Origin of the sequence: Phenylobacterium terrae (assembly GCF_042681205.1) — a bacterium.
GTDB classification, from domain to species: Bacteria; Pseudomonadota; Alphaproteobacteria; order Caulobacterales; family Caulobacteraceae; genus Phenylobacterium; species Phenylobacterium terrae.
This window is the reverse complement of record NZ_JBHUEY010000001.1, coordinates 430,449-451,792: the sequence shown is the minus strand read 5'-3', so window position 1 is coordinate 451,792 and position 21,344 is coordinate 430,449. Positions and strand designations below refer to the sequence as shown.

The window sequence follows — 21,344 nt, the reverse complement described above, 5'->3', positions numbered from 1 at the left end:
ACCTCCCCTAAAGGGGAGGGAAGGCGCGCGCGAACTGCGGGTCGATCTTCACCCGCACCGTCTCGCCGACGCTCGGCGCGGAGGCGAGCGGAACCCGCGCGCTCGCGCGCACGCCGCCGGCCTCCAGCGCGACCACCGCCGCCGCGCCGGCGAAGCGGACCTCCTCGACCCGCACCGCGGCGCCTTCGCTCCCGATCGCCAGTCCCTCGGGCCGGACCATCAGCACCCCGTCGCGCGCCGGCGCGGGGCCGAACGCCGTCCCGCCGGCCTCGATCGGCAGGATGTTGATGTCGCCGAGCAGGCGCGCGGCGGCGAGGCTCACCGGCTCCAGGAAGCACTCCCGCGGCGCGCCGGTCTGCAGGATCTTGCCGGCCTCCATCAGCGCCAGGGAGTCCGAGGTCAGCATGGCGTCCTCGGCGTCGTGTGTGACGATCAGGGCGGCCTTGCCGGCGGCGCGCAGGGCCGACAGCGTCGCTTCGCGCACCTCGGTACGCAGCGGCCCGTCCAGGCCGGAGAAGGGCTCGTCGAGCAGGATGGCGGCGGGGTCGCGGGCCAGCGCCCTCGCCAGGGCCACCCGCTGCTGTTCGCCGCCGGACAGCGCGCTCGGCCAGGCGTCGGCCCGATGGGCCAGGCGCACGCGCTCGAGCTGGACGAGCGCCCGCTCGCGCCGCTCGGCCTTGGGCCGGCCGGAAAGGCCGAAGGCGACGTTCTCGGCCACCGTCAGGTGCGGGAACAGGGCGTAATCCTGGAACACCAGCCCGACGTCGCGGCCCTCGGGCGGCACGTGCACGCCAGGCGCCGACAGCAGCCGTTCGCCCGCCCGCACTTCGCCCCCATCGACCGGCTCAAGTCCGGCCACGCAGCGCAGCAGGGTGCTCTTGCCGCAGCCGGACGGGCCCAGCAGGCCGGTGATGCGGCCGGGCTCCAGCGAAAGGCTCGCGCCGTCCACGGCGACCGTGCGGCCGTAGACGCGGCGTACGCCGCGGGCTTCGAGGACGACGCTCATCCGTGGCCGCCGGGGCGCGAGGCCATCACCTGGCGGGACAGGACGACCATCGCCGGCGCGGCGATGAGCACGATGGCCAGCGCCGGCCAGGCGGCCTCGGCCAGCCGCTCGTCGGAGGCGTAGCGGTCGGCCAGCACCGCCAGGGTGTCGAAGTTGAAGGGCCGCAGGATCAGGGTGGCGGGCAGCTCCTTGACCACGTCAACGAAGACCAGCAGGGCGGCGGTCCAGAGGGAGGCGGAGGCCAGCGGGACGTGCACCCTGCGCACCGCGCCGGCCTCGCTCTCGCCGAGGCTGCGGGCCGCCCGGTCCATGGAGGGGGTGATGCGCGCCAGGCCGGCGTCGATCGGCTCCAGCGCCGCGGCCATCAGCCGGGCGGCGTAGGCCAGCACCAGCAGGCCCAGGCCCGCCACCGCACCGTTCGCGCCCTTCCAGATCAGGGCGGCGGGCGCCAGGAGGCCCACGGCCATCACCGCGCCCGGCGTGGCGTAGCCCAGACTGACCAGCCGCTGGGCGAGCTTCCTGCCGCGGCCCCCGAAGGCGATGACGGCGGCCAGGCCCACGGTCAGCAGGGCGCCGGCCATGCCCAGCCCCAGCGTCACGCCGCCGGCGCGCGCGATCCGGGGCAGCTCGGGCGAGATGGAGGCGCCCTTCCAGGCCAGCCAGCCGGCCGGCAGCAGCAGGGCGACGATGAGCAGCAGCAGGCAGAAGCCGCTCGCCGCCCAGGCCGCCGGCCCGCGCAGGGGCACTTCCGTCAGGGTGCGCCAGCGGGCGCTGGCGGCGGCGTAGCCCTGCTCGCGCCGGCCCAGCCGCTCGATCCACAAGAGCACCGCCGCGGTCCCCAGGAGGATCAGCGAGATCCGCGCCGCCGAGCCCGGGGCGCCGTAGGTCGACCAGGCGCGGACCACGCCGGTGGTCAGGGTCTGCACGCCGAGGAAGTTCACCGCCCCGTAGTCGGCCAGGGTCTCCATCACCGCCAGGGCCGCGCCGGCGGCCAGGGCCGGCCGGGCGAGCGGCAGGGCGACCCGCCGGAACGCGTCCCAGGGGGTGGAGCCCAGGCTGCGCGCCGCCTCGAGCGCGCAGACGGACTGGCTGACAAACGCCGCCCGGGCGGTCAGGTAGACATAGGGGTAGAAGGCGCAGGAGAGGATGGCGGCGGCCCCTGGCAGGCTGCGGATCTCGAACGGCCACCAGGCCATCCCGGCGTCCCGCAACACCGTGCGGACCGGGCCTGCGATGTCCAGCAGGTCGGCGTAGGCGTAGGCCAGCGCGTAGGCCGGCGCGGCCAGCGGCAGGGCCAGCGCCCAGGCGAACACGTCGCGCCCCGGGAAGCGGTGCATCACCACCAGCCAGGCCGCCGCCGCGCCCAGGGCGCAGGCGCCCACCGCCACGAGGCTCGCGAGCACGGCGGAGTCGCGCGCGTAGCGCAGGATCACCTCGGCCGGGATCGCCGCGCTGGCCGGCCGCGTCAGCGCCAGCCACACCACCGCGAGCAGCGGCGCGAGCGCCAGCGCCGCGGCGATCAGCGCGCCGATGCGTAAGGGCGAGAGGGCGAACGCAGGCGCGGAAGGGGAGGTCGCTGCGGTCAAGCGATCCTTCTCCTCCCCCCTTGGGGGAGGGGGACCACGAAGTGGTGGAGGGGGCTTTCGGCCGCGGTTGCGGTCCGCGTCTCGTCAGAGGCGGCGCAGGCCCCCTCCACGGCCTTCCGCGGTCCCCCTCCCCCAGGGGGGGAGGAGAGGAGCTGCCTCGTTCTCACCGCCAGCCCGCCCGGTCGAAGATCGCCTGGGCCTCGGCCTGGCGACGGCCGTAGACGGCGACCGGCATCGGGTCGGCCCTGAAGTCGGCGAAGGCGGCGACCTGCGGCGGCGTCTCGACGCCCGCCGCGACCGGGAACTCGTTGTTGGCCCCGGCGAAGATCTTCTGCGCCTCAGGCGTGGTCAGGAAGCGGAGGAACTGCTCGGCCTGGGCGCGGTTGGGCGCGTTCCGGGCGATCCCGGCGCCGGAGATGTTCACGTGCGTCCCCTGGCCGGCGAGATCCGGGAAGCTCAGCGTCACCGCCTCGGCCACCCGCTTGTCCGCCTCGGCCTCGGAGCGGGCGATGCGCAGGAAGTAGTAGCTGTTGGTCAGGGCCACCTGGCAGGCGCCCGCCTCGACCGCGCGGATCTGGTCGATGTCGCCGCCGGCCGGCGGGCGGGCCATGTTGGCGACGACGCCCTTCGCCCAGGCCTGCGCCTTCTCCGGCCCCCAGCGCTCGACCAGCGCGGCCATCAGGGAGAGGTTGTAGACGTTGTCGGCCGAGCGGACGCAGACCTGGCCCTTGAACCTGGGCGAGGCGAGGGCCTCGTAGGTCGCCACCTCCTCGGGCTTCACCTTGGCCTTGTGATAGGCGATCACCCGCGCCCGGCGCGAGAAGCCGAACCACTCGCCCTCCGGGTCGCGCAGGTTGGCGGGGATGGCCTGCTCCAGCTCGGGGATGCTCGCCTGCGCCAGCAGGCCGGCCTCCTCGGCGCGCCACAGGGCGCCGGCGTCGGCCATGATCACGACGTCGGCCGGCGAGGACGCCCCTTCCGCCTTCATCCGCTCGATCAGCTGGTCGGGCGCCATCTCGAGCCGGTTGACCTTGATGCCCGTGGCCCGGGTGAAGGCGTCGTAGAGCTGCAGGTCGGCGTCGTAGTGGCGGGCGGTGTAGAGGTTGACCGAGCCCTTGGCCGGGTCCGGGATGGCAGGCGCCTCGCCGGCGGGCGCTCCGGCCGTCTCCGCCCCCTGCTGGCCGCAGGCGGTCAGGGCCAGGGCGGCGGCGGCGAGGGCGGCGATCAGGCGGTTCATGGACTACGGCCTCATACTCTATGCGGCCGAGCTAGTCGCACAGTTGAGAACCGCTCGCAACTGTCAGCCTTGCAGCGTCAGCCTCGAAGTCCGCGGCTCGGGCACCATGAGGATCAGGACCAGCAGTCCGGCCGCCAGGAAGGCCATCGAGGTCCCGAACAGCACGGTGTAGCCCAGCGTCGCGGCCAGCACCCCGCCGAGCAGCGGGCCGGCCGAGGCCATGATGCCTTCGGCGGTCGAGGAGAAGGCGACCCGCATCGGCAGTTCGTCGCGCGATCCGAACTCCAGGATCATCGTCCCGGCGCTCATCATGTAGCCGGACTGGCTGGCGCCCAGGCCGAAGAAGGCCAGGAAGATCGGGATCGTGACGTCCAGCCCCATCAGGCCGGCGATCGCCTCGGATTCGATCAGCAGCAGGGTCGCGCCGATCCACAGGCCGATCGACAGCAGCATGATGCGCCGGAACCCGGTCTTGTCGCCGACGTAGCCCCACAGCAGGTTCGAAAGGGTGTCGGCCCCCAGGTAGGCCAGCGTCAGTCCGCCGAGGTTCGCCCCGGTGAGCTCGATCGAGCTGGAGACGAACAGGATGTAGAAGGGCACCGCCATCCGGCCCGAGACCGTCAGCATCTGGACGATCATGAACCACATGAACCCGCGGTCGGAGCGGATCAGGGCGGGGAAGTCCTTCAGCCGGTCGCGGAAGCGGGTCTTCTGGCGAACGGTCGGCGGCTCCGGCTCGACCATCAGCCACTGCAGCGCCGTCAGCCCCAGGCTGGTGAGCACGAAGGCGAACAGGAAGGTCGTCGAATAGCCGTTCCCGAACAGGTTGGCGTCGATGAAGTAGCGTCCGGCCACGTAGGCGAGCGCCGCGGCGATCACCCCGCCGGTGGCGTTGCGCCAGGCCTGCAGCCGGCCGCGCCGGCTGATCGGGATTACCTTGGACATGAGGATCGAGAAGACGACCCGCTGGGTGCCCATGAAGAGCCCGAACATGAACATGAAGAACAGCAGCGCGATGACCAGCGGCTGGCCGGAGAGCAGCCAGCCGGCGATGGCCATGCCGAGCACCTGGAGGCGGGCCAGCCCGCCCATCCAGATGGCCGCGCCCATCACCTTGGTCTTGTGCTCGATCTGGGTGGCGCCGAAGATCGGCGAGATGATCCCGCCCATCTGCTGCAGGGCCAGGCCCAGCCCCACGATGGTGTTCGAGCCCGAGAGGGCGAACAGATAGGCCGGCAGGAAGGTGGGGGCGTTGACCAGCCTGAAGCCGGTCATCCCCAGCATGCCGTGCAGATAGTGGCCGATGTAGTTGCGCTTGAGGTTGTCCCAAACGAACTTTTCGTAGGCGGCCTCGCGCTCGGCGAGGTCAGCTTCAACTGGCGCGGCGTCGGGCCGCGCGTCCACACGCTCGAGGTTTGCCAACGACCCTGCCGCGCGCGCCGCCCGTAATGCCCGGCGCGGGCGACTCCCTAATGAGAAGAATAATTATGGGCCCGTCCTAGCAACTCCGCTGCGCCGGGGAAAGCGGCCGCTCTAGCCTTCCTCCTCCTCGTTTTCGGCGGCGCGCTGGTCGGCGGCGTCGCGCTTCTCGCGGGGGGCGTCGGTGCGCTGTCCGCCCTGGCCGTCGGGGCCGGTTGCTTCACCGTCGCGGCGGGGCTGCGGCGGGTCCTCACGCCAGGTGACGTCTTGGGGATGGGGCATGGCTGGCCTCCTGATTTAAGGTTCGGAGCCCAACCCGCGAGCGGCGGAAGATGTTTCGGCCAGATGCTTCCTGGTGGGATGAGCGGTTGGGGGGGGAGCGGTCAGCCGGCGGGCTGAAGCAGCCCAGGCGCCGGCGGCGCGGGCGCGGCGGCGGCTTCCTCGACCAGCCAGTCGCGGAACGCAGCCGCGGCGCTCTTGGGCGCGCCCGGCGGCAGCAGCAGGAAGAAGCGGGCCGGCGTGGGCACGAAGCCGTAGGGCGCCGCCAGCCGGCCCGTGGCGATGTCGCCGGCCACGTAGATCCAGGGGCTGAGGCCGGCGCCCAGTCCGGCGGCGGCGGCCTCCAGCATGTAGAACAGGTGCTCGAACTCGCGGTCGACGGGGGCGTGGGGAAGCCGCACGCCGCTGTGCGCCTCCCATTCGGCCCAGGCCGACAGGTGCGGGCGGGTGTGCAGCCGCGGGATGGTGTCGAGGCCGCCGCCGGCCGCCAGCAGGGCGGGGGCGACGACGGGCCCGTGGAAATTCTCCAAGAAGGGCAGGGCCTCCACCCCGTGCGAGGGCACGTGCTCGGCCAGCCGGATGGCCGCATCGAACGGCTGGCGCGCGAAGTCCACCGGCGCGAAGGACTCGGTGACCTTGACCCGGAACTCCGGGTGGCGGGCGTGGAAGCTCGGCAGGCGCGGGATCAGCCAGCGGATGGCGAAGGTGCCGACGCAGGAGAGCCTAAGCTCGTGCTCGGCCGCCGACTTAAGCTCCACGAAGCAGCGCTCGAGCTGGTCGAAGCTCGAAGACAGCGAGGCGGCCAGCCGCTGGCCGGCGTCCGTCAGGCGCAGCTTGTGGCGCGGCCCCTCCGTCAGGCGCAGACCAGTGTCCCGCTCCAGGCTGCGGATCTGGCGGCTCACCGCCCCGTGGGTGACGCAGAGCTCGTCCGCCGCCAGCGTCATCTGGCCCAGGCGGGCGAAGGCCTCGAAGGCGCGGAGCGCCCCGAGCGGCGGCAGCGTGCGTCGGGCCATGTGACCTCAGCTCACAAGAACCTTGTTCATATATCGTTTGTCGCACTGCAGCAACGTCCGCATCCTCCCCGTGGGATAAAGGTTGCGCCGCAACGCAAGGTGGCGCGAAGCGTGGGAGAGACCGGTGAACAAGCCTGTCGTCGTCGAGCGATTCCGCCCCGCCTGTCCGCCGCGGCCGAAGGCGCCGCCGTCCTACTGGAGCGCCATGTTCGGGGCCCAGTCGCGCAACCCGATCAACGGCTGGCCGAGGGCCTCGTTCGAGATCTCGCACGACAGCCGCCGGCTCCCGGGCTTCACCTACCACACGGTCAACGATCCCGAGCTGATCCAGCAGGTCCTCCTCGACAAGCAGCCGAGCTTCGGCAAGCCCGCGCTGATGAAGCGGCTGGCCGGCCGCTACATGGGCGGCAGCGTGTTCATGGAGGAGGGCGAGGCCTGGCGCGGCCAGCGCCGGCTGATGGCGCCGACCTTCACGCCGGTCGCGGTGTCCGCCTTCCATCCCATCTTCGTCGACGCGGCGCAGCGGACGGCCGACCGCTGGGCCGGCGAGGCGCCCGGCGTGCTGGACGTGGACGCCGAGGCCGTGCGCACCACCTTCGACGTGATCAGCCGGGCGCTGTTCTCGGCCGAGCATGGCCTCGGCACCGACGAGGCGGCCGAGCACGTGGAGAACCTGCTCGCCTCGGTGCTGCGGCCGGGCGCGATCCTCGGCGGCCTGGGATGGCTCGACCAGACCCGGCGCACGCGCAAGGGCCGGGCGGCGGAGGCCTTCCTGATCTCGCGCCTGTCGGCCTTCATCGCCGCTCGCCAGGCCGATCCGGACCCGCCGGCCGACTTCATGACCCAGATCCTGCGGGCTTTCGCCGCCGACCACCCGCCGGAGGCGGCCGCGCGGATGGCGCTCAGCAACGCGGTGGTCTTCCTGGTCGCCGGCCACGAGACGACGGCCCACGCGCTCGCCTGGACCCTCTACCTGCTCGCCAACGACCGGCAGGCGCAGGCCTGGGCGGCCGAGGAGGCGCGCGACGCCCTCAGCGGCGCCGCCACGCCCGCCGAGACGCTGGAGCGCCTGATCTACCTGCGCATGGTGCTGGAGGAGGCGCTCCGCCTCTATCCGCCCGCGCCGCGTCTGGAACGCGAGGCGGTCTGCGACGAGGAACTGGGCGACCTCAGGATCCGCAAAGGCGACTGGGTCGGCGTCTGGCCCTGGCTCGTCCACCGGCACAAGGCCCTGTGGCGCGACCCGGACCTGTTCGACCCGGAGAACTTCTCGCCGGAGGCCAAGGAGGGCCGCCACCGGTTCCAGTACATCCCCTTCGGGGCCGGTCCCAGGATCTGCATCGGCGCCCAGTTCGCCATGGCCGAGGCGCTGCTGGCGCTGGCCCACTGGCTGGCCAGGTACGAGTTCGATCCCGTGCCCGGCCACAAGGTCGAGCTGTTCTCGGACATGACGCTGAAGCCGATCGGCGGCATGCCCCTGCGGGTCTACGAGCGGTTCGGCTGAGCAGGAACGCGCCTCGTCCAATCTCCGCTGGGGCTTGCGACCGGGATGACGGAGAGGTCGAAACGCGAAATCGCTACGGCTCAGCTCGACAGAACAAAAGTGGAACATTAACTTGCGGGAATGGCCGTTCTCGACCTGAAGCGCAAGCTCGCGATCCTCTCGGACGCCGCCAAGTACGACGCGTCCTGCGCGTCCTCGGGGACGGAGAAGCGGGATTCCGTCGGCGGCCGCGGCGTCGGCTCGACGGAGGGGATGGGCATCTGCCACGCCTATGCGCCGGACGGCCGCTGCATCAGCCTGCTGAAGATCCTGCTGACCAACTTCTGCGTATACGACTGCGCCTATTGCGTGAACCGGGTGTCGTCGAACGTGCCTCGGGCGCGCTTTTCGGTGCAGGAGGTCGTCGATCTCACCCTGGGCTTCTACAAGCGCAACTACATTGAAGGCCTGTTCCTCTCCTCCGGCATCATCCAGAGCGCCGACTACACGATGGAGGCGCTGGTGCGGGTGGCCCGCACGTTGCGCGAGGTCCACGATTTCCGCGGCTACATCCACCTGAAGCTGATCCCCGAGGCCTCGCCGGAGCTGGTGAACGAGGCGGGCCTGTGGGCCGACCGGGTCTCGATCAACATCGAGCTGCCCAAGGACGAGAGCCTGGCCGCCTTCGCGCCCGAGAAGGACCTGGTCGGCATCAAGCGGTCGATGGGCAAGGTGCGGCTCGCGATCGACTCTGCGAAGGAGCCGGCCCGCACGGCGGCGGCGCCCGCCTACGCGCCGGCCGGCCAGTCCACCCAGATGATCGTCGGCGCAGACGGCGCCAGCGACGGCGAGATCCTGGCCCGCAGCGCCAGCCTCTACGGCGCCTACGGCCTTCGGCGCGTCTACTATTCCGCCTTCAGCCCGATCCCCGATGCGGCGGCGGCCCTCCCGCCGGTGAAGCCGCCCTTGATGCGCGAGCACCGCCTCTACCAGGCCGACTGGCTGATGCGCTTCTACGGCTTCGAGCGCGAGGAGATCGCGGCGACGGGCGAAGACCTGGACCTGGCGATCGACCCCAAGCTCGCCTGGGCCCTGAGGAACCGCGGCGCCTTCCCGGTCGACCTCAACCTCGCCGAGCGCGAGCGGCTGCTCCGCGTGCCGGGCCTGGGGGTGAAGAGCGTCGACAAGCTGCTCGAGGTGCGCCGCTACAAGCGCCTGCGCCTCGAAGACGTGAAGCGCGCCGCCCGCAGCCTGGAGAAGCTGAAGCCGTTCATCGTGGTGGAGGACTGGACGCCGGGCGGCCTGACCGACCGGGCCGACCTGCGCTCGCGCATCGCGCCCGGGCCGGAGCAGCTGAGGCTCTTCTGATGCGGCTGGTGCGCCTTGCCTCCGAGATCGACTTCGACGGCTGGCGGCGCGCCGCCCGCGCACTGCGAACGGAGGGCGTCGCGCCGGAGGCGGTGGTCTGGACCGTGGACGGGGAGGGCGACCTGTTCGCGGCCGGCCAGCCGGCGCTTGCCGCCGCCGCGCCTGCCTTCACCGTCCCGAAGGACTTCGTGGAGCTGGCCCAGGAGGCGATCCTGCACCGCTCGGACGAGCGGTTCGCGCTGATGTACCGGGTGCTCTGGCGGCTCGGCGCCGAGCCTGCCCTGATGCACATCGCCACCGATCCGGACGTCGCCCGACTTCGCGACATGGCCCGCAACGTCGACAAGGCCGCCCACAAGATGAAGGCCTTCGTGCGTTTCCGGCTGGTCAGCGATCCCGACCAGCCGGAGACCTACGCCGCCTGGTTCGAGCCGGCGCACCGGGTGGCCGAGAAGGTCGCCCCGTTCTTCGCCCGCCGGTTCACCAACGTGCGGTTCTCGATCCTGACGCCGGACGTCTGCGTCCACTGGGACGGCGAGCGGCTGGGCTTCTCGCCGGGCGCGGACCCGGCCGACGCGCCGGCCCATGACTCCCTCGAGGACTACTGGCGCACCTACTACGCGGCCATCTTCAACCCGGCCCGGCTGAAGGTCGCCCAGATGCAGAAGGAGATGCCCAAACGCTACTGGCGGAACCTGCCCGAGGCGCGGCTCATTCCCGAACTGATCGAGGCCGCCGAAAGCCGCACCGCCGCCATGGTCGCCCAGCCCCCGACCGAGCCCTCCCGCCGCATCGTCCGCCAGGCCGCCCGCGTCAGCCGCGACGCGACCTACGACGCCACGGTGCCCACCACCCTGGAGGAGGTCTGGGGTGGGGTGCAGGTCTGCCGCCGTTGCGAGCTCTACCGCGAAGGCACGCAAGGGGTGGCCGGCGAAGGGCCGAAGACCGCCAAGCTGATGTTCGTCGGCGAGCAGCCCGGCGACCAGGAGGACCTGGCCGGCAAGCCGTTCGTCGGGCCCGCCGGCAAGGTGCTGGACCGGGCCCTGGACGAGGCCGGCGTGCCGCGCGGCGAGACCTTCGTCACCAACGCCGTGAAGCACTTCCGCCACGAGCTGCGCGGCAAGCGGCGGCTGCACAAGACGCCGGACGCCGGCCACGTCGAGGCCTGCCGCTGGTGGCTGGACGCCGAGCGGGCGATCGTCCGGCCGCGGGTGATCGTCGCCCTGGGCGGGACCGCGGTGCTGTCGGTGTTCGGCAAGCCGATGGCCATCGGCAAGTTCCGCCAGCAGGCGATCCAGCTGCCGGACCAGGCCCAGGGCGTCGTCACCTACCACCCCTCCTACCTGCTCCGCGTCCCCGACGCCGAAGTCAAGGCCAAGGCCTTCGCCCTGTTCGTCGACGACCTGAAGTTCGCCTGGAAGCTGGCGGCGTAGTGACCTCTCCCCCCGCCTGGCGGGGGGAGAGGTCTAAGAGCGATTGACCACGCCTGCTTCTGCCGCCAAGCTGCGTTCGCTGAACAAGGACGCTCCCATGCGTGAGGTCATTTCCTAGCGGCGTGACGCCCCCGCTTCCCCGGCTCGCCTGAGCCGCGACCTCACCTGCTGTTCGGCAAACTCATTCATGGCTTTCTTTCGCAACGAGGCGATCAACCGCCTCAACCTGCACACCACGGTGCAGACCTTCGCCCAGGCCGGCGGGGGCGTCTTTTTCTTCGCGTTCCTGCTCGCGGCCGGCGTGCCGGCGCACTGGGCGCTCGCGGCCGAGGCCGCGGTGGTCGCCGGGCGGTTCGTCCTGCGGCCGGCGATCCTGCCCTTCGCCCGGCGGTGGGGGCTGAAGCCCCTGCTCATCGCCGGGGCGCTGGCCACGGCGCTGCCTTATCTGCTGCTGGCCCAGGTGAGCGGCGTCGGCGGAAAGCTCGCCATCCTGGCCCTCACCCGCTGCGTGGCCGAGGTGGTCTACTGGGTTTCGTACAACGCCTACTTCGCCAGCGTCGGCGACTCCGAACATCGCGGCCACCAGATCAGCGCCCGCGAGGCCGCGGTGGCGGCGGCGAGCGTCGCAGCGCCCCTTGTCGGCGCCTGGGCGCTGGTGAGCGCCGGGCCCGTCTGGATGTTCGCCGGCGTCGCCCTGGTACAGGCGCTGTCGGTCCTGCCGCTTCTCGGCGCCCCGAACGTTGCGGTGCGGAGCGAGGCGGCCGGCGTCCTTCGGTCCGCCCGGCTGACCATGGCGCTGAACGCCCTCGACGGCTGGATCGACAGCTTCTTCTTCTACGTCTGGCAGATCGTGCTGTTCGTGACCCTGGCCGAGAGCTTCTCGGCCTACGGCGGGGCGATGGCGCTGGCGGCGCTGGCCGGGGCGGCGTTCGGCCTGGTGCTGGGCCGGCACGTGGACCTGGGCGGCGGCCGGCGCGCGGCGCTGATCGCCTACACGGCCATGGGGCTGGTGGTGCTGGTCCGTTCGGCGGCGGCCGGGCACCCGGCCCTGGCGGTCGCGGCCAACGCGGCCGGGCCCGTGGCCATCGCCCTGCTGGCCCCGGCCGTGGGCGTGGCGAACAGCAACCTGGTCAAGGCCTCGCCCTGCTGCCTGCGGGCCACGATGGCCAACGAGGGGGCCTGGGACGTGGGCTGCTTCGCCGCCTGCCTGACCGCGGCCGGGATCGCGGCGGCCGGCGCGCCGCTGGCGCCGTCGATCCTGCTGGCCCTGCCGGCGATCGCCCTGACCGGGGTCCTGCTGCGGCGGTATTACGGGGGGCTCATCCTCTCCCCCGAGGCGCAGCCCGAGGGGAGAGGGTAGGGAGAGGGGCGGAGCGGCGTTTCGAACTTCGCCGGATGCTTGATCGCTTGGGCGTGACCGGGCCGCCGCCTCGAACGCGGACAGGTCCAGTCACCCCTCTCCCGGCCTCTCCCCCCGCTCTTCGAGTCGGGGGAGAGGAGGGTCAGGCGCTGAACCCCGCTTCGGCGAAGTCGAGCATGCGGCCGAGCAGGGCCTCCACGTCGCCCTCGCGGGTGATCCCGCCGGAGAGGTGGTGCAGCCGGTCGAGCTCGGCGAAGCGGTTGTTGTGGATCATGCCCAGGCAGAAGTGCAGCCGCCAATAGACCTCCTCGCGGGGCAGGTCCGGACGGGCGGCGATCAGCGCGTCGGCGAAGCGGGCGAGGTGGGAGACGTCGTGCTGCAGCGCCTCGCGCATCTCGGCCGTGCCCTCGCCGCGGGCGCGGATGATGAACTGCAGCGAGATGCGCCGGGCGTTGTCGGGGGCGCTCCAGCGCAGCGGCGGGGCGAACAGCGCCTCGAGGATCTCGCGCACCGGCGGGGCGCCGCCGTGGCGGGCGTTGGCCTCGTGCAGCATCCGGGCCCGCTCGCGGTTCAGCTCCGCCGTGCGCCGGCGGAAGATCTCGAACAGCAGGGCGTCCTTGGAGCCGAAGTGATAGTTCACCGAGGCCAGGTTCACCCCCGCCTCGGCGGTGATGTCGCGCACCGAGACGTTCTGGAACCCGTGCAGGGCGAACAGCCGCTCGGCGGCCGCCAGCACGGCGGCCTTGGTCGCGGCCTCGTTCTCTTCCGCCGGAGCCTCGTGGGCGAGAGGATCGCTCATCCCGTTCTCGCCTGGGTCAGCGGGCGAGCTCCCGCATCGCCTTCTCCAGGCCTTCCAGCGTCAGGGGGTACATCCGGTCGTTGACCAGCTGTTTGATGAGGCCGACCGAGGGCGTGTAGTCCCAGTGGCGCTCGGCGGTGGGGTTCAGCCACACCACGTGCTCGTAGATCTGCGAGACCCGGTCGAGCCAGACGGCGCCGGCCTCCTCGTTCCAGTGCTCCACCGAGCCGCCCGGATAGGTGATCTCGTAGGGGCTCATGGTGGCGTCGCCGACGAAGATCACCTTGTAGTCGCTGGGGAACTTGTGAAGCACGTCCCAGGTCGGGATCTTCTCGGCGTGGCGGCGGCGGTTGTCCTTCCACACGGCCTCGTAGAGGCAGTTGTGGAAGTAGTAGAACTCCATGTTCTTGAACTCGGAGCGGGCCGCGGAGAACAGCTCCTCGCAGAGCTTGATGTGGGAATCCATCGAGCCGCCGATGTCGAAGAAGATCAGCACGCTGATCTTGTTGCGGCGCTCCGGACGCAGGTGGATGTCCAGGTAGCCCTTCTCGGCCGTGCCCTTGATGGTGCCGTCCATGTCGAGCTCGTCCGGCGCGCCGTCGCGGACCCATTTGCGCAGCCGGCGCAGGGCGACCTTGATGTTGCGGGTGCCGAGCTCGACGGAGTCGTCGAGGTTCTTGTACTCGCGCTTGTCCCAGACCTTGATGGCCTTGCCGTGCCGGCCCTTGTCCTGGCCGATGCGGATGCCCTCGGGGTGGTAGCCGTTGGCGCCGAAGGGGCTGGTGCCGCCGGTGCCGATGGCCTTGTTGCCGCCCTCGTGCCGCTCCTTCTGCTCCTTGATGCGCTGGGCCAGCGCCTCCATGAGCTTGTCGAAGCCGCCCATGGCCTCGATCTGCGCCTTCTCCTCCTCGGTGAGGAACTTCTCGCTCATCTTCTTCAGCCACTCGGCCGGGATGTCGGCGGTGATGTCGCCGTCCACCCTGTCCAGGCCCTTGAACACGTGGCCGAACACCTGGTCGAAGCGGTCGAGGTTCTTCTCGTCCTTCACCAGCGCCGCGCGCGAGAGATAGTAGAAGTCGTCCACGGAGCGGTCGATCACCGCCTTGTCGAGCCCCTCCATCAGCATGAGGTACTCTTTCAGCGTCACCGGCACCTTGGCTTGGCGCAGCTCGGTGAAGAAGCGCATGAACATGGGCGAAGCGTCCTTCGAGACGAACGGGCGTTTGACCGCCGAGGATGGGGCGGCGCGCCCGCAAAGTCCAGCGGGGCCCGCCGGGACAACGTCCGCCGCAAATCAAAGTTCGTCATCCTGGACGGGCTGCAGGCCCGATCCGGGACCCAGAGGCCCCGCGTGCATGGCTGGGTCCCGGCTCTCCAGCCCGCAGTTGCGGGCTTCCGGCCGGGATGACGGTGGGGGCAGCTAAGCTTCCGCCGCCTTCAGCTTGCGCCAGACGGTCATGCGCGAGACGCCCAGGCGGCGGGCGATCTCGACCGGGCCGTGGCCGGCCTGCTGCAGGGCGCGGATCTCGTGGGCGGGCGGCGCGGAGCGGCGGCGGCGCATGGGCAGGGGGCGTTCCACCGCTGCGACCGCCTGCAGGACGGCCCGCAGCGCCTTGCCGCTCTCGCCCTTGGTGGTGATCTCCGGCTCCACGACGTAGAGGCTGGCGCCCTTCTCCTCTAGCCGGTCGAGGACTTCCAGAACCGTGCGGGTTGAGTGGGCCAGGTGCTCCAGCCGCGTGACGACCAGCTGGTCGCCGTCGCCGATGAAGTCGAGGATGGCGGTCAGCACCGACGAGCCGGGATCGCTCGGCCCGGCCGGCTCCTCGGCGCGTACGACGTGGCACCCGACGCCCTTGAGAGTCGCACTGTCCTCTGCCGACGCCTCATCCCGCAGACGTACATAGCCGATCCGCACCATCACTCCCGCCCACCTACCGTCGCCCATCCCAGTTGCGACAAAATCGCAAACCGTGGGTCCGCCGTCAAAGTGTCTCGCGTTAAATCGGCGCAATAAAACTGCGAATCCAGGGGGTTCTTGGCGAAAAACTGGGCGTGCGTTCAGCCTAACTCGCCCCTGATGTAGAAATTCTGTGCGCAGGGCGCAGCTTGTAGATGTATTCGCGGTCGCGGCTCGCCCCGACGGGGAATTCGTACTCGCCGGCGTGCCCGAAGCCGTAGCGCGCATAGAACCTCTGGGCGCGGTGATTCTCCGACCACACGCCCAGATAGATCGCCGGGGGCGCGGCGGCCTGCATCCAGGCCATGGCCGCGTCCATCAGGCGGACGGCCACCCCGGCGCCCTGCCATGGCTTCAGCACATAGAGCCGCTTCAGTTCCAGGCAGCGGGCGGTGACCTCGGGATGAGGCAGCTCGCAGGGGCCGGCGTGGGCGTAGCCGACCGGTTCCTCGCCGGCCAAGGCCACCCAAACCGCCTGGCGCGCATCGGCCAGGATGGCGGCGTGGGCGCTCGGCGTATGCGTCTCGGCGAGGAAGGCCGCGAGGTCCTCCGGCGGGTAGAGGTGCGCGAAGGTTTCGCTGAAGGTGGCGGCGCCGAGCTCGGCGAGCCGGGGCGCCTCGGCGGGACCCGCGCGCCGGATGATCGGTTGTTGCATCGAAAGGACGACGTTCCGCGCTAGTATGGGGACATGTCTGTCGCTCTCTACACGCACCCGGACATGCTCGACCACCGTCCGGGCGAAGGCCACCCGGAGCGTCCGGCCCGCCTGAAGGCGGTGATCGACTCGCTGGAGGACGCCTCCGACCTCGACCTGGAGCTCGAGGACGCGCCCCTGGCCGAGCTCGCCGACCTCGAGCTCGTCCACGACCGGGCCTACATCAAGGCGATACTGGAGGCTGCGCCGAGCGGCGGCCTGCGCCAGCTCGATCCCGACACGGCGATGTCGGCGGGCAGCCTGATCGCCGCGCGACGGGCGGCCGGCGCGGTGATCGCCGCCGTCCGCGACGTCGCCTCTGGACACCAGGAGCGGGCCTTCTGCGCCGTGCGCCCGCCCGGCCACCACGCTGAGCCCGGCGTGCCGATGGGCTTCTGCATCTTCTCGAACGTCGCCATCGCCGCCCGGGCGGCCCAGCAGGCGGGGCTCTCCAAGGTCGCGGTGGTCGATTTCGACGTGCACCACGGCAACGGCACCCAGGCGGCCTTCTCCGGCAAGGACGGGCTGTTCCTGGCCTCGGTGCAGTCCTGGCCGATGTGGCCGGGCACCGGCCATCCCTCGCAGCCGGCGGCGGCCAACATCTGCAACGCTGTGGTGCCGGTCGGGGCCCCGGCCAGCGCCTGGCGCGCCGAATTCCTCAAGCTGATGAGCCACGTGGACGGCTTCGCCCCGGACCTGATCATCATCTCGGCCGGCTTCGACGCGCACGAGCGCGACCCCCTCGGCGGCGCGGACGGCGGGCAGAACCTGACCGAGGAAGACTTCGCCTGGGCGACCCGCGCCGTGCTCGATGTGGCGCGCGCCCACGCCAAGGGCCGGGTTGTCTCCTCGCTCGAGGGCGGATACGACCTGGAGGCGCTGGGCCGTTCGGCGCTGGCGCACGTGCGGGCGCTGCAGGAGGCGTAACGGGGCCATGGTCGGCTCTCGTGGGGCGAGGCGCATAGTTTCCGAATCGATGGCAGACGCCCTGACCGCCGCGCCGCCCAAAGCCGTCGCCCAGAAGGCCGGCGCCATCGTGCTCGCTCGCCACGGCGAGCCGGCGCTGTCGCGCAAGGTGCTGCTCTCCGCCGAGGAGTACCGGAGGTTCTGGGCCAGTTACGAGGTGCTCGGCATCCTGCCCGGCCAGACGCCGCCGGACGCGCTGATGCAGTTCGTGGCCAAGTGCGGCGCGCTCGTCTCCTCGACCCGGCTTCGCTCCATCGAAAGCGCCAAGGCGCTGGCCGGCGAGCGCCAGTTCGCCCAGCACGACCTGCTGGTGGAGGCGCCCCTGCCGCCGCCCAACTGGCCCTCGTGGATCAAGATGTCCCCCAAGTTCTGGGGCTTCTTCGCCCGCGTCTGGTGGTGGTGCTTCAACCACCACGAGGGCGAGGAGACCCGGGCCCAGGCCGTCAAGCGCGCCGAAGAGGCCGCCGACATGCTGGTCGAGATGGCCGAGGGCGGCGAGGACGTCGTCGTCCTGGCCCACGGCTTCTTCAACTTCATGATCGGCCGGGCCCTGCGCCGCCGAGGTTGGCGCTGCGTCGCCAGCCAGGGCTACAAATACTGGTCCATGCGCCGCTTCGAGCGGGGATAGCGCTTCTCCTTCCCTCCCCTTCAGGGGAGGGCCGAGTCGGCGGAGCCGACCGGGGTGGGGAAGCATCGGGCCGGCGAGGCGCCGATCGTCCAGCGCTCGCGAAGACCAAGACTTCCCCACCCGTCGCGTCGCTGCGCTCCGCGCCACCCTCCCCTGAAGGGGAGGGAAGATGCACCTGCGGCGCCTTTTCGGCGCAGGCGCCTCTCGCCCGTTGCGGCGTCCGCGCCCGCTCTCTAGGTTGCCGGCTCGTGGAAAGGAGCGTCATGGCCGAGGCCCCCGACATCGAAGCCCTGTCGTTCGAGCAGGCGCTGGCCGAACTCGAAGGCATCGTCGCCAAGCTGGAATCCGGCCAGGCGCCGCTGGAGCAGTCGATCCAGATGTACGAGCGCGGCGCGCTCCTGAAGGCCCACTGCGAAAAGCGGCTGGAGGCCGCGCGCCTGCGCGTCGAGAAGATCGTCATGGGTCAGGGGGGACCCCAGGGCGTCGAGCCGGCCGAGTTCGGCTGATGCTCGACCTCGCCAGGCGGGTGGCCGAGGCGGCGGATCTGGTGACCGTCGCCCTCGACGAGTTGCTGCCCAGAGCCGACGGGCCCGAATCGCGGCTGACCGAGGCGATGCGCTACGCGGTGCTCGGCCCCGGCAAGCGGCTGCGCACCTTCTTCGCCATCGAGACCGGCCGGATGTTCGAGATCGACGAGCGGCCGGTGCTGCGCGCCGCCTGCGCGCTGGAGTGCATCCAGGCCTACAGCCTGATCCACGACGACCTGCCGTGCATGGACGACGACGACCTGCGCCGCGGCCGCCCGACCGTCCACAAGGCCTACGACGAGGCCACCGCCGTGCTGGCCGGGGACGCCCTGCAAACCGTCGCCTTCGAGATCCTGGCCCACCCGGACACCCACAAGGACGGGACGGTCCGCTCGGACATGATCCTCAAGCTGGCCCTGGCCAGCGGCGCGCGGGGCATGGTCGGCGGGCAGATGATCGACATGGTCGGCGTCTCCGACGACCTCGGGGGCGTGGCCCGCATGCAGCGGATGAAGACCGGCGCCCTGATCGCCTGCGCCTTCGAGCTGCCGCTGGTGATGGCCCACGCGGGCGAGGCCGAGCGCCATGCGCTGATGGCCTTCGCCCAGGACCTGGGCCTGGCCTACCAGATCGTCGACGACCTGCTGGACGCCGAGGGCGACCCGGAGAAGCTCGGTAAACGGGCCGGCAAGGATGCGGAGAAGGGCAAGACCAACTATGTGACTCTGCTGGGCGCCGACGCGGCCAAGGAGCGCCTCGCCCTGCTGGCCGAGCAGACCAAGGCCCACCTCGACCCCTTCGGGCCGCCGGCCGAAATCCTGCGGGCCAGCGTGGATTTCGTGCTAGAGCGCCGCAACTGATTTGGGACCAGCCCCAGACCCCCGATGACCCACACCCCCCTCCTCGACAAGGTCGACTCGCCCGCCGACGTGCGGGCCCTGGCGCAGGCTGACCTGCACCAGCTGGCCGCCGAGCTGCGCGCCGAGACCATCGAGGCGGTGAGCCAGACCGGCGGACACCTGGGCGCGGGCCTGGGCGTCGTCGAGCTGACCGTGGCCCTGCACCACGTGTTCGACACCCCCAAGGACATCCTGATCTGGGACGTCGGCCACCAGGCCTATCCGCACAAGATCCTCACCGGCCGGCGCAGCCGCATCCGCACCCTGCGTCAGGGCGGGGGCCTGTCCGGCTTCACCAAGCGGGCCGAGAGCGAATACGACCCGTTCGGCGCGGCCCACGCGGCGACCTCCATCTCGGCCGCCCTCGGCTTCTGCGTCGCGCGCGACCGCGAGGGACGCGACAACTCGGTGGTGGCGGTGATCGGCGACGGCTCGATGAGCGCCGGCATGGCCTACGAGGCGATGAACAACGCCGCCGAGTCGACCAAGCAGCTGACCGTCGTGCTGAACGACAACGACATGTCCATCGCGCCGCCGGTCGGCGGGATGAGCGCCTACATGGCCAGGCTGGTCTCCGGCGGCGGCTACCAGCAGCTGCGCAAGGTCGGCAAGTCGATGGCCCGCGCCTTCCCCAAGCCGCTGCAGGAGGCCGCCCGCAAGGCCGAGGAGTTCGCCCGCGGCATGGTCACCGGCGGCACCTTCTTCGAGGAGCTGGGCTTCTACTACGTCGGGCCCATCGACGGGCACGACCTCGACGCCCTGGTGCCGGTGCTGAAGAACGCCCGCTCGATCAAGGACCGGCCGGTGCTGGTCCACGTGGTCACCCAGAAGGGCAAGGGCTACGCCCCGGCCGAGAAGGCGGCGGACAAGTACCACGGCGTCCAGAAGTTCAACGTCGTCACCGGCGAGCAGTCCAAGGGCTCCGGCGGGCCGCCCAGCTACACCAAGGTGTTCGCCGCCGAGCTGATCAAGCAGGCCGAGAAGGACGACAAGATCGTCGCCATCACCGCGGCGATGGATAGCGGCACCGGCCTCGACATGTTCGCCAAGCGCTTCCCGGACCGGATGTTCGACGTGGGCATCGCCGAGCAGCACGCGGTGACCTTCGCCGCGGGCCTGGCGGCCGACGGCATGAAGCCGTTCGCGGCGATCTATTCGACCTTCCTGCAGCGCGGCTACGACCAGGTGGTGCACGACGTGGCCATCCAGCGCCTGCCGGTGCGCTTCGCCATCGATCGGGCGGGCCTGGTGGGCGCCGACGGACCGACCCACGCCGGCTCGTTCGACGTCGGCTACATGGGCGCCCTGCCGGGCATGGTGGTGATGGCCGCCGCCGACGAGGCCGAGCTGGCCCGCATGGTCGCCACCGCCGTGGCCATCGACGACCGGCCCAGCGCCTTCCGCTATCCGCGCGGCGAGGGGACCGGGGTGGCCATTCCCGATGTCGCCGAGCCGCTGGAGATCGGCAAGGGCCGCATCGTGCGCGAGGGCAACGCCGTCGCCATCCTCTCCTTCGGCACCCGTCTGGCCGAATCCCTGCGCGCCGCCGACCTGCTGGCCGTGCGCGGCTACACCGCCACGGTCGCCGACGCCCGCTTCGCCAAGCCGCTGGACCTCGACCTGGTGCTGCGGCTGGCGCGCGAGCACGAGTGCCTGATCACCGTCGAGGAAGGCTCCGTCGGCGGCTTCGGCGCCTTCGTCCTGCATGCCCTGGCCGAGCACGGCGCCCTCGACCGTGGCCTGAAGATCCGCACCCTGACCCTGCCCGACGTCTTCCAGGACCAGGACAAGCCCGAGGCCATGTACGCCCAGGCCGGTCTGGACGCCGACGGCATCCTCCGCGCGGCGCTCTCGGCACTCGGCGTCGACAACGCCTCGGCTGCGGGCCGCCGGGCCTAGATCCAGCCGGCGCGCCTCAGGCGCGGGACTGCGTCTCGCGTGACCGGCGCCTCGACGCCGTTGGCGAGCGTCAGCGTCATGCGCCGCCCGTCGGGGCGCGCCGAGGCGACCGCGGACCTCGCCACCCACCACGACCGGTGCACCCGTTCGCCCTCGAGCCCGTCGAGTTCGGCGATGGCGTCCGCCAGCCGCATCAGGATCAGGGTCGACCCGGCCTTCGTGTGCACCCGCACGTAGTGGTCCTCGGCCTGCAGGGCCAGCACCTCGCGGCCGAGGCGGCCGGGCAGGCGGGCGAGCAGCCTCGGCGGAGCCGGTTCCGGGCGGACCGGCGGCCTCTCCTCCCGCTCCAGCCAGCGATCGACGAACAGGTAGCCGACGCCCACCGGCAGCACCATCGCCAGAACCGCGAAGTAGCGCTGAAGGCCGCTCGAGACCGGGTCCGCCTCGAACAGGCGGCCGACCAGCCAGGTGACGGCGCTGACCGGGACGGCCAGCAGGCTTAGCCCGGCCACCATCACGAACAGGTCCGGAAGGCCTGCCCGCGCGCCGGCGCGCAGCGCCAGCCGCATCGGCGGCCAGAGGATGAGCAGGCCCGAGAAGCCGTAGGCGAAGCTCCGGACGATCCGCTCCTCCAGGGGCGCGTCGTAGGAGCCGTAGGGTCCCATGACGGCGATGGTCAGCGCGGCGACCGCGGTGAACGCGATGTCGCGCACCCAGACCCGCCGATCCCCGATCGCTTCCGCCGGCGTCATGGCCCGATGCTAGCTGCCGAACGGCGGTTCGTGAATTGG

The 21,344-nt window shown here is 71.4% G+C and carries 20 protein-coding genes; 9 read left to right on the top strand and 11 right to left on the bottom strand.

Annotated features, from left to right (window positions below; all coding sequences use genetic code 11):
* Positions 1–7: 7 nt before the first annotated feature.
* The 6 genes from ACFSC0_RS02230 to ACFSC0_RS02205 all read right to left on the bottom strand — a co-directional run bounded on the left by ACFSC0_RS02230 (position 8) and on the right by ACFSC0_RS02205 (position 6,540).
* Positions 8–1,006, bottom strand: coding sequence for an ABC transporter ATP-binding protein (locus ACFSC0_RS02230; protein WP_377280976.1), 999 nt, complete (start codon positions 1,004–1,006; stop codon positions 8–10).
* On the bottom strand, positions 1,003–2,592 hold the full coding sequence (locus ACFSC0_RS02225; protein WP_377280977.1) for an ABC transporter permease: 1,590 nt from the start codon (positions 2,590–2,592) through the stop codon (positions 1,003–1,005). Before ACFSC0_RS02225 ends, ACFSC0_RS02230 begins: the two co-directional genes overlap by 4 nt.
* Positions 2,593–2,755: 163 nt before the next feature.
* Positions 2,756–3,829 carry an extracellular solute-binding protein gene (locus ACFSC0_RS02220; RefSeq protein WP_377280978.1) on the bottom strand — a complete coding sequence of 358 codons (1,074 nt, stop codon included), beginning with the start codon at positions 3,827–3,829 and terminating at the stop codon, positions 2,756–2,758.
* Between the two features lie 63 nt (positions 3,830–3,892).
* Positions 3,893–5,233, bottom strand: a complete 1,341-nt coding sequence (locus ACFSC0_RS02215) for an MFS transporter (RefSeq protein ID WP_377355054.1) — start codon at positions 5,231–5,233, stop codon at positions 3,893–3,895.
* A 129-nt stretch (positions 5,234–5,362) separates the two neighbouring features.
* Positions 5,363–5,530, bottom strand: a complete 168-nt coding sequence (locus ACFSC0_RS02210; RefSeq protein WP_377280980.1) for a hypothetical protein — start codon at positions 5,528–5,530, stop codon at positions 5,363–5,365.
* A 101-nt stretch (positions 5,531–5,631) separates the two neighbouring features.
* Positions 5,632–6,540 carry a LysR substrate-binding domain-containing protein gene (locus ACFSC0_RS02205; protein ID WP_377280981.1) on the bottom strand — a complete coding sequence of 303 codons (909 nt, stop codon included), beginning with the start codon at positions 6,538–6,540 and terminating at the stop codon, positions 5,632–5,634.
* 124 nt (positions 6,541–6,664) lie between these two features.
* Here ACFSC0_RS02205 and ACFSC0_RS02200 point away from each other — a divergent pair, with 124 nt between their 5' ends.
* The 4 genes from ACFSC0_RS02200 to ACFSC0_RS02185 all read left to right on the top strand — a co-directional run bounded on the left by ACFSC0_RS02200 (position 6,665) and on the right by ACFSC0_RS02185 (position 12,184).
* On the top strand, positions 6,665–8,044 hold the full coding sequence (locus ACFSC0_RS02200; protein ID WP_377280982.1) for a cytochrome P450: 1,380 nt from the start codon (positions 6,665–6,667) through the stop codon (positions 8,042–8,044).
* A 120-nt stretch (positions 8,045–8,164) separates the two neighbouring features.
* Positions 8,165–9,391, top strand: a complete 1,227-nt coding sequence (locus ACFSC0_RS02195) for a putative DNA modification/repair radical SAM protein (protein WP_377280983.1) — start codon at positions 8,165–8,167, stop codon at positions 9,389–9,391.
* Positions 9,391–10,824 carry a UdgX family uracil-DNA binding protein gene (locus tag ACFSC0_RS02190; RefSeq protein ID WP_377280984.1) on the top strand — a complete coding sequence of 478 codons (1,434 nt, stop codon included), beginning with the start codon at positions 9,391–9,393 and terminating at the stop codon, positions 10,822–10,824. The genes ACFSC0_RS02195 and ACFSC0_RS02190 overlap by 1 nt, the downstream gene beginning before the upstream one ends.
* 187 nt (positions 10,825–11,011) lie before the next feature.
* Complete coding sequence (locus ACFSC0_RS02185; RefSeq protein ID WP_377280985.1) at positions 11,012–12,184, top strand: hypothetical protein; 1,173 nt, start codon at positions 11,012–11,014, stop codon at positions 12,182–12,184.
* 142 nt (positions 12,185–12,326) lie between these two features.
* Here ACFSC0_RS02185 and ACFSC0_RS02180 read toward each other — a convergent pair whose 3' ends face one another.
* From ACFSC0_RS02180 to ACFSC0_RS02165, 4 genes are all read right to left on the bottom strand, one after another.
* On the bottom strand, positions 12,327–12,983 hold the full coding sequence (locus ACFSC0_RS02180; RefSeq protein ID WP_377280986.1) for a TetR/AcrR family transcriptional regulator: 657 nt from the start codon (positions 12,981–12,983) through the stop codon (positions 12,327–12,329).
* 16 nt (positions 12,984–12,999) lie between these two features.
* A complete protein-coding gene (locus ACFSC0_RS02175) occupies positions 13,000–14,175 on the bottom strand; it encodes a vWA domain-containing protein (protein ID WP_377280987.1) in 1,176 nt (391 codons plus the stop codon).
* A gap of 228 nt (positions 14,176–14,403) precedes the next feature.
* Entirely contained in the window at positions 14,404–14,928 is a 525-nt protein-coding gene (locus ACFSC0_RS02170) for a recombinase family protein (protein WP_377355052.1), read from the bottom strand.
* Positions 14,929–15,046: 118 nt separating this feature from the next.
* Positions 15,047–15,595, bottom strand: a complete 549-nt coding sequence (locus ACFSC0_RS02165) for a GNAT family N-acetyltransferase (protein WP_377280989.1) — start codon at positions 15,593–15,595, stop codon at positions 15,047–15,049.
* Positions 15,596–15,628: 33 nt separating this feature from the next.
* Between ACFSC0_RS02165 and ACFSC0_RS02160 the strand changes: the two genes are divergently transcribed.
* The 5 genes from ACFSC0_RS02160 (at position 15,629) to dxs (ending at position 20,553) form a co-directional block, all read left to right on the top strand.
* Positions 15,629–16,561 carry a histone deacetylase family protein gene (locus tag ACFSC0_RS02160; RefSeq protein WP_377280990.1) on the top strand — a complete coding sequence of 311 codons (933 nt, stop codon included), beginning with the start codon at positions 15,629–15,631 and terminating at the stop codon, positions 16,559–16,561.
* A gap of 49 nt (positions 16,562–16,610) precedes the next feature.
* Positions 16,611–17,228 (top strand): histidine phosphatase family protein, encoded by a 618-nt coding sequence (locus tag ACFSC0_RS02155; RefSeq protein ID WP_377280991.1) that lies wholly within the window; start codon positions 16,611–16,613, stop codon positions 17,226–17,228.
* A 263-nt stretch (positions 17,229–17,491) separates the two neighbouring features.
* On the top strand, positions 17,492–17,734 hold the full coding sequence (locus ACFSC0_RS02150) for an exodeoxyribonuclease VII small subunit (protein WP_377280992.1): 243 nt from the start codon (positions 17,492–17,494) through the stop codon (positions 17,732–17,734).
* Positions 17,734–18,615 (top strand): polyprenyl synthetase family protein, encoded by an 882-nt coding sequence (locus ACFSC0_RS02145; protein WP_377280993.1) that lies wholly within the window; start codon positions 17,734–17,736, stop codon positions 18,613–18,615. Before ACFSC0_RS02150 ends, ACFSC0_RS02145 begins: the two co-directional genes overlap by 1 nt.
* 24 nt (positions 18,616–18,639) lie before the next feature.
* Entirely contained in the window at positions 18,640–20,553 is a 1,914-nt protein-coding gene (gene dxs / locus ACFSC0_RS02140) for a 1-deoxy-D-xylulose-5-phosphate synthase (protein WP_377280994.1), read from the top strand.
* Here the strand turns inward: dxs and ACFSC0_RS02135 are convergent.
* Positions 20,550–21,305 carry a LytTR family DNA-binding domain-containing protein gene (locus ACFSC0_RS02135; RefSeq protein ID WP_377280995.1) on the bottom strand — a complete coding sequence of 252 codons (756 nt, stop codon included), beginning with the start codon at positions 21,303–21,305 and terminating at the stop codon, positions 20,550–20,552. The two genes, dxs and ACFSC0_RS02135, sit on opposite strands and share 4 nt — an antisense overlap.
* Positions 21,306–21,344 lie beyond the last annotated feature (39 nt).